General features: G+C 64.0%; 1 protein-coding gene. It reads right to left on the minus strand.

What is annotated here, in order from left to right:
- Positions 1-51: 51 nt before the first annotated feature.
- Positions 52-609, minus strand: a 558-nt coding sequence (locus KBI52_RS01015) for an outer membrane protein (RefSeq protein ID WP_173944958.1), incomplete at its 5' end; no start/stop codon positions are given.

Here is a 609-nt window from a genome sequence, read left to right on the forward strand (position 1 = left end):
CAACAAGGCCCGGGGAGACCCGGGCCTTGTGTGTCTCCGGGGAGACGGTTCTTAGTAGGTGCCGAAGCGGAAGTTCAGGCCGGCGCGGACCACACCGAACTCAGCATCGTTGTCGATGTTGAAGATGCTGTTGTTGTCCTGGTCGAGGTTGACGTACAGGCCTTCGATCTTGGCCGACAGGTTGTTGGTGAAGGCGTACTCGAGACCACCACCGACGGTCCAGCCCGTGGCGTCGTCCGCGAAGGCGAAACCACCGGTGGCGTAGATCAGGGCGCGGTCGAAGGCCACACCGGCGCGGGCGCGCACGGTGCCGAACCAGTCGCTGTTGTTGAAGTCGCCGTCGAGGATGCCGTCGTTGTTGAAGTCGAAGCGGTCGTCACCACCGAAGTCGGCGTACTGGATGTCGCCTTCGAGACCGACCACGAACGAGCCGATCTGGTAGTTGTAGCCCGCCTGAGCGCCGCCGACGAAGCCGCCGTCGTCGTCCAGGTCGAAGCGCACGCCGCCGACCGTGATCGAGTCGTTCGTGTTCCAGCCGTAGCCGGCGTTCACACCCACGTAGAAGCCCGTCCAGGTGAACACCGGAACAGCGGCAACAATCGGAGCCGG

The sequence above is a fragment of the Microvirga sp. HBU67558 genome (genome assembly GCF_018069605.1).
In the GTDB taxonomy this organism is placed as follows: domain Bacteria; phylum Pseudomonadota; class Alphaproteobacteria; order Rhizobiales; family Beijerinckiaceae; genus Microvirga; species Microvirga terrae.